General features: G+C 75.0%; 5 protein-coding genes. All 5 read left to right on the top strand.

The annotated features are described in order from the left end of the window. On the top strand, positions 1–1,969 hold a 1,969-nt coding region (gene infB / locus BJP40_RS11395; protein WP_079171088.1), incomplete at its 5' end, for a translation initiation factor IF-2. Between the two features lie 160 nt (positions 1,970–2,129). Continuing rightward, the gene (locus BJP40_RS11400) at positions 2,130–2,423 is read left to right on the top strand and encodes a DUF503 domain-containing protein (RefSeq protein WP_071268908.1); all 294 of its coding nucleotides are present in this window, start codon (positions 2,130–2,132) and stop codon (positions 2,421–2,423) included. 61 nt (positions 2,424–2,484) lie between these two features. Beyond that, entirely contained in the window at positions 2,485–2,946 is a 462-nt protein-coding gene (rbfA, locus tag BJP40_RS11405; protein WP_071268907.1) for a 30S ribosome-binding factor RbfA, read from the top strand. Beyond that, on the top strand, positions 2,946–3,845 hold the full coding sequence (gene truB / locus BJP40_RS11410) for a tRNA pseudouridine(55) synthase TruB (RefSeq protein ID WP_071280268.1): 900 nt from the start codon (positions 2,946–2,948) through the stop codon (positions 3,843–3,845). Before rbfA ends, truB begins: the two co-directional genes overlap by 1 nt. Before the next feature lie 670 nt (positions 3,846–4,515). Continuing rightward, positions 4,516–7,658, top strand: a 3,143-nt coding sequence (locus BJP40_RS11415; protein ID WP_143065933.1) for a trypsin-like peptidase domain-containing protein, incomplete at its 3' end; no start/stop codon positions are given.

Consider the following 7,658-nt stretch of genomic DNA (forward strand, 5'->3'; position numbering starts at 1 on the left):
CGGCTTCGGCGGTCGTCCCGGTGGTCCGGGTGGTCGCGGCGGCACGCAGGGCGCCTTCGGCCGCCCCGGCGGTCCCGCGCGCCGCGGTCGCAAGTCGAAGCGGCAGAGGCGCCAGGAGTACGAGGCCATGCAGGCCCCGTCCGTGGGCGGCGTGATGCTGCCCCGCGGCAACGGCGAGACCGTTCGCCTGTCGCGCGGTGCGTCCCTCACCGACTTCGCGGAGAAGATCAACGCCAACCCGGCGTCCCTCGTCGCGGTCATGATGAACCTCGGCGAGATGGTCACCGCCACGCAGTCCGTCTCCGACGAGACGCTGCAGCTCCTCGGCGACGAGATGAACTACACCGTTCAGATCGTGTCGCCGGAGGAGGAGGACCGCGAGCTGCTCGAGTCCTTCGACCTCGAATGGGGCGAGGACGAGGGCGGCGAGGAGTACCTCGTCGCGCGTCCGCCGGTCGTGACCGTCATGGGTCACGTCGACCACGGAAAGACCCGCCTCCTCGACGCCATCCGCAAGACCAACGTGGTCGCGGGCGAGGCCGGCGGCATCACCCAGCACATCGGTGCCTACCAGGTGGCCACCCAGGTCAACGACGAGGACCGGAAGATCACCTTCATCGACACCCCGGGTCACGAGGCGTTCACCGCCATGCGTGCCCGCGGTGCCAAGTCCACCGACATCGCGATCCTCGTGGTCGCGGCCAACGACGGCGTCATGCCGCAGACGGTCGAGGCGCTCAACCACGCCAAGGCCGCGGACGTGCCGATCGTGGTCGCGGTCAACAAGATCGACGTCGAGGGCGCGGACCCGACGAAGGTGCGCGGTCAGCTGACCGAGTACGGCCTGGTGGCCGAGGAGTACGGCGGCGACACCATGTTCGTCGACATCTCCGCCAAGCAGGGTCTGAACATCGACAAGCTGCTGGAGGCCGTGGTCCTCACCGCCGACGCGGCGCTGGACCTGCGGGCCAACCCGGAGCAGGACGCGCAGGGCATCGCGATCGAGTCGCACCTCGACCGCGGCCGCGGTGCCGTCGCGACCATCCTGGTCCAGCGAGGCACGCTGCGCGTCGGTGACACGATGGTCGTCGGCGACGCCTACGGCCGTGTCCGGGCGATGCTCGACGACAAGGGCAACAACGTCGAGGAGGCCACTCCGTCGACACCGGTCCTGGTCCTGGGTCTCACCAACGTCCCGGGCGCCGGCGACAACTTCCTCGTCGTCGACGAGGACCGCACGGCCCGCCAGATCGCGGAGAAGCGCGCGGCGCGCGAGCGCAACGCGGCCTTCGCCAAGCGGGTCCGCCGGGTGTCCCTGGAAGACCTCGACAAGGTCCTCAAGGCCGGTCAGATCCAGGAACTCAACCTCATCATCAAGGGCGACGCGTCCGGTTCGGTGGAGGCCCTCGAGTCCTCGCTGCTCCAGCTCGACGTCGGTGAAGAGGTCGACATCCGGGTCCTGCACCGCGGTGTGGGTGCGGTCACCGAGTCCGACATCGACCTGGCGATGGGCTCCGACGCCATCGTCATCGGCTTCAACGTCCGCGCGGCCGGCCGTGCCGCGCAGATGGCGGAGCGCGAGGGCGTCGACGTCCGCTACTACTCGGTGATCTACCAGGCCATCGAGGAGATCGAGGCGGCCCTCAAGGGTCTGCTCAAGCCGGAGTACGAAGAGGTCGAGCTCGGCACGGCGGAGATCCGCGAGGTCTTCCGCTCGTCCAAGCTGGGCAACATCGCGGGTGTCCTCATCCGCTCCGGCGAGGTCAAGCGGAACACCAAGGCCCGCCTCCTCCGCGACGGCAAGGTCATCGCGGAGAACCTCACCATCGAGGGCCTGCGTCGCTTCAAGGACGACGTCACCGAGATCCGCGAAGGGTTCGAGGGCGGTATCAACCTCGGCAACTTCAACGACATCAAGGTCGACGACGTCATCGCGACGTACGAGATGCGCGAGAAGAAGCGCGCCTGATCCAGGTGCGCGAGCTCGCCCACCCGGGCGAGTGGGTGCCGGGGCCGGTCGGCGGAGGAAATCCGTCGATCGGCCCCGGCCGCTGCGTGTACGGTTCTGATGGTCCTGCCAAGCGGTTGGCAGGCCATCGAACCCGAACCGGCGGGACATCCGGGCACACATGTATGTGGGGACTCTGTCCTTCGACGTGCTCCTCGGCGACGTACGGTCGCTGAAGGAGAAGCGGTCCGCCGTCCGGCCGATCGTCGCCGAACTCCAGCGGAAGTTCGGAGTGAGCGCGGCGGAGACCGGAAACCAGAACCTGCACCGCCGCGCCGAAATCGGCGTGGCGATGGTGAGCGGGGACGTCGGGCACCTCACGGGGGTACTCGACCGGTGCGAGCGGCTCGTCGCCGCCCGACCCGAGGTGGAACTGCTGTCCGTGCGGCGGCGGATGCACACCGACGAAGAGTGAGCTCTGGTGAGCTCTCCGAGACTTTTGAGTTTGTACGCAAGACGGAAGAGGAGAAGGACCGGTGGCCGACAACGCGCGGGCCCGCAAGCTGGCCGATCGCATTCAGGTCGTGGTCGCGGAGATGCTGAGGGGGCGCATCAAGGATCCGCGGCTGGGCTTCGTGACCGTCACGGACGCCCGCGTCACCGGTGACCTGCGGGAGGCCACGGTCTTCTACACGGTCTACGGCGACGACGAGGAGCGCGCCGCCACCGCGGCCGCGCTGGAGTCCGCCAAGGGCATCCTCCGCTCGGAGGTCGGCCGGCAGACCGGCGTCAAGTTCACCCCGACGCTGACCTTCGTCCCGGACGCCCTGCCGGACAACGCCCGCACCATCGAGGACCTCCTCGACCGGGCACGGGCCAAGGACGCCGAGGTGCGGCAGGCCGCGACCGGCAAGACGTTCGCCGGCGAGGCCGACCCGTACCGCAAGCCGGAGGACGAGGCGGCGGACGACTCCGACGAGGACGGCGCCGGCGCCTGATGAGCAGCACCGCACGCACGCCCGACGGCCTGGTCATCGTCGACAAGCCGTCGGGCTTCACCTCGCACGACGTCGTCGCCAAGATGCGCGGCATCGCCCGCACCCGGCGCGTGGGCCACGCCGGCACCCTGGATCCCATGGCCACCGGCGTCCTCGTCCTGGGTGTCGAGAAGGCCACCAAGCTGCTCGGCCACCTCGCGCTCACCGAGAAGGAGTACCTGGGCACCATCCGCCTGGGCCAGAACACCGTCACCGACGACGCCGAGGGCGAGACCACCTCGTCCACCGACGCGTCCGCCGTGACGCGGGAAGCCGTCGACGCCGCCGTGGCGAAGCTGACCGGCGACATCATGCAGGTGCCGTCCAAGGTCAGCGCCATCAAGATCGACGGCAAGCGGTCGTACGCGCGGGTGCGCGGGGGCGAGGACTTCGACATCCCGGCCCGGCCCGTCACCGTGTCCCAGTTCACGGTGTACGACATGCGGCACGACGTGGCGGACGACGGCACCCCCGTGGTCGACCTCGTCGTGTCGGTGGTGTGCTCCTCCGGCACCTACGTCCGGGCCCTCGCCCGGGACGTCGGCGCCGACCTGGGCGTGGGCGGCCACCTCACCGCCCTGCGCCGCACCCGCGTCGGCCCGTACGGGCTGGACGCGGCGCGCACCCTGGACCAGCTCCAGGAGCAGCTCACCGTCATGCCCCTCGCCGAGGCGGCGGCCGCGGCCTTCCCCCGCTGGGAGGTCGACGAGCGCCGGGCGAAGCTGCTGCTCAACGGCGTACGCATCGACATGCCGCCGCACGACAGGAACCCGGTCGCCGTCTTCGACCCGGCCGGCCGCTTCCTCGCCCTCGTGGAGGACCGCGGCGGCAAGGCGAAGAGCCTGGCCGTCTTCGGCTGACCACGGCAGCGGTCCCCTTCACCGGCCGCCACGCCCGAACGCCTCCGGTCACCGGTGGTCCGGGCGGCCGACGGCGGCGGTCGGGACACCCGGACCGCGGTCCGGGGCGGTCGACGGCGGCCGTCCCGGCCGCTCGTCGGCCGCCAGGCTGGAACGGCTGCGGTCACCCGCGGGGGTGGACGTCGACGGCTGCGGTGCCGGTGGCCCGGCGCGGTCGCCGGGCGGCTCCGGTGGCTCGCGCCGGGTTCGGTCGGCGGTGGCCGATGCGGTCGCTCGTCGACACCGGGCCGAGGCCGTGAAGGGGCCACGGCGGCGGTCGCCACCGGGTCCTGCCGGGGGTGCCCTGCGGCGGTCCACCGTCAGGTCGGACCCACCCCGGGAAACGCCTCCACGGCGACGGTCGGGTACGACCGGCGGCGGCCCAGCCCGTCGCCGCCCGTCTGCCGCGCACCGGGCCCGCGGACCCCGTGCCGCCGACCGGCGTCCTCCTGCCGGTCCGGGCCGGCAGGAGGCGTGGCGGCCTCTCGCCAAGGCCGGCCGGGCGGTCGTTGAAACCGCTACCGAATCGTTCACCCATTCGGGCGGGCGCTCGGAGTGAAGCCCGGGGCGGCGGGGGGCGCGTTTCCCTGACCGGCTCTCCGGCCGATCACCACGGACCTACGGTCGGACCATGCCACACACGGACCGGACATCACTGGTGCGGCTCTGTGACCAGACGGGCAGGCCCCGCGGCACCGGCTTCGTCGCCGACGACCTCGGCACGGTCGTCACCGGACACGAGACCGTGGACGGCCTGGAACGGGTCGTCGTCGACGTCCCCGGCGGCCCCGTACACACGGCCGAACTCCCCGCCATCACCGCGCTGCCCGCCCAGGCCCTCGCCCTGGTCCGCACCGAGGGGCTGGGCGTCCCCCCGCTTCCCATCACCACCCGGGCCACCCCCGCCCCGGGCTCGTACGTCCGCATCCACGCCCACGGCTGGCGCGAGGCCCGGGTCCTCGGCACGGCGTGCGCCGCCTATCAGGCGACGGACCACGACCACACCGTGGACGGGGCCCTGGAACTGGCCATCGGCACGGACGGCAGCGAGGCGCTGCGGCGCTGCGGGGCCGCCGGGGGCCCCGTCGTGGACGCCGAGACCGGCGCGGTGATCGCCGTCCTCGGTGCCACCCTGCACACCGACCACCGCGCGCCCGGACTGGCCGTCCCCCTCGTCGCCGCGGCCGCCCGCGACCCGCACGGGCCGTTGGCCGCCCTGCTGCGCCGCAACGCCGCCTGTGCACCCGCCCACGGCGCCGACCTGAACCTCGCCGGGGTGGTGCAGCTGTGTGCCGCGACCGTGCCCCCACCGGACCCCCGGACCGTCCCCCGGCCCCGGCTCGCCCGAGAGCTGGACCGCTTCGCCCGGGGCGCCGGCCAGGCAGCCGCCGTGGTCTGCGCGGTGGTGGGGCCGCCCGGCAGCGGGAGGACCACCGAACTCACCGCTCTCGCCGCCCGTCGGGCTCCGGCACCGACCCTCCACCTGCGGGGCACCGACCTGGAACCCGGCGACACCTCGCTGGCCGACGCGGTCGGGCGGGCCCTGCGGCAGACGGCCCGCACCCTCGGCGCGTCCCACGGCGAGCGCGGTGCGCCCCCCGGAAACGCGGCGGACTGCCTGGAGGACGCCCTGCCCGAGCGGGCCGCCCGCGTGGCCCGTGCGGCGGACCGCCCCCTGGTCGTCCTGCTCGACGGCGCCGACCTGCTGCCGGCGGCCCTCGCGCACCGGCTGCCCCTGTGGACGGCCCGCAGCCTCGGCTGGCTGCGCACCCACGGCGTCCGGCTCGTGCTCTCCTGCGGACCCGAGTTCTGGGAGACCACGGGTCCGCTCTGCCCCGTCGGCACCCTGCACCGGCCGGACGAGCCCGCCGAGCGGCTCCCCGACGCCGTACCGACCGGTGAGCTCACCGCCCGCGAGGCGGTGACCGCCCGCGAACGGTACGGCCTGGCGGAGGCGTCCGTCGCGGCCGAGTGCGCCCGGCACCCGCTCGCCCTGCGGCAGCTCGCCGACGTGCGGGCGGCCCTGCCCGGCGCCCTGCCGGGGGCACCGGGCCGTGCGGAGATCTTCGCCGCCCACACCGACCTGCTGTGCCTCCGCGCCGCACGGCGGATCGCCGCGGGGGAGCGGGTGCGGGACGCCGCCACCGTCCGGCGGCTCGCCCTCGGGGTGGCGGGGCAGGTGCACCTGGCCGCCCGCCGCTGCCTCGCCGCCGCGAACGGCTCACTGGACCGGGAGTCCTTCGACGCGTTGTTCCCCCGGTCGGCGGGCTGGGCCGCGGCGGTGCTCGCCGAGGGACTGCTGGTGCCCGCGGGCCCCGGCTACCGCTTCGGCCACGAGGAGATCGCCGACTGGCTCCAGGCGGCCCACGTCGACCTCGACACGGCGTTGGACGCCCTCGTCCACGCCCCCACGGCGGCCGTCCTGCCGCAGGATCCGCCCCCCGCCCTGTCCCCCGCTCCCGACCCCGCCGTGCCGGTGCAGCGGGCCCGGCGGGGGCCGGACGCCGGCGCGGGGACGGGCTCCGATGCGCCGGTCCGCGGCGACGGCCACCGGCCGGGCTACGACGTGCACCGGCCCCCGGCAGCAGCGGGCGGCGCCGACGGGCAGCACGTGCCCGGGGCCCGCGTGCCGGACCCGACGGCGACCGGGGTGCAAGGGCCCGGGCCACGCCTGCCCGGCCCGCCCGCCCCCTTCGCTTCGGAGCCGCCCTGGTCGGGGCCGTACGCGTCGGGCCCGCCCGCGCGCTCCCCGCACACCCCCCGGCCCGGTGGGTACGAGGCGGTCGTGGGCGGGCAGCGCGCCCCGGCGCCCGTCGGACCCCCAGCGCACGCGGACGGCGTGCCCGAGCCGTACGCCGGCGCCGCGGGCGCCTACGGGACGGCTTTCCCGGGCGGGGGCTCGCCGCCCGGCACCGGCGGGGCGGACGGTCCTGGCGCACGGCCCGGCCGCAGGACGGCCTCCCACGGGGTGGCGACCGGGGCCACCGACCGCCCCGAGCTCCGTACGGACGACACGGACAGCACCGCGCACGTGCCGCCCCGGTGCGTGGGCGTGGTCGTCCAGGCCCTGCTGCGCGAGGAGTCCACCCGGGGCGCCGCCGTCCTCGCCCGGCGCCTGGGCCGGCTGGTCGACGCGGCCTGGGCGGACACCGGCCCCCGCCCCGCGGCCGGGCGGGACGTCGCCGGCCCCGGCTGGTGGGCCGCCCGGCTGCTCCAGGGAACCCTGCTGCGGGCAGGGGACGCCCGGCCCTACGGCGGTGTGCTGCGGCAGCTCGCGGGACGGATCGCCACGCACCCCGCGGGGCGGCCCGGCGGCCCCGACGGGTGCGGCGGCACACGGGACTTCGGGCCCTGGTTCTGGGAACGGCTGCGGCTCGGCGAGGACGAGCGGCTGGAGCTGTTCCGGCGGCTCCTGCCCGCCGATGGCCCGGCCGCCCTCCACGGCGCCGCCCGGCCGCGCTACCTCGAGGCCGTCGGCCGCCGGCTCGCCGCCGACCCGCGGGGCGTGCAGCCGCTGCTCTGCCGCTGGTTCACCGACGAGCGCACCCTGCGGGCCGAACCCGGCACGACCGTGCCGCCGACCGTCGCGGGCGTCGCCCAGGCACTCCTCTACACACACCGCGACCTCGCCCTCGACGACCTGTGCGAGGCCCTCGTCGCCACCGCCCACCCCCGGGCCGCGGAGCTCCTCGCCCGACTCACCCGCGACGAGCCGTCCGCCCTGTGCCGCGCCGTCGACCGCTGGGCGCATGACGACGACCGCCCCGCCCGCCG

It is taken from the genome of Streptomyces sp. CC53 (assembly GCF_001865245.1).
Lineage (GTDB): Bacteria > Actinomycetota > Actinomycetes > Streptomycetales > Streptomycetaceae > Streptomyces.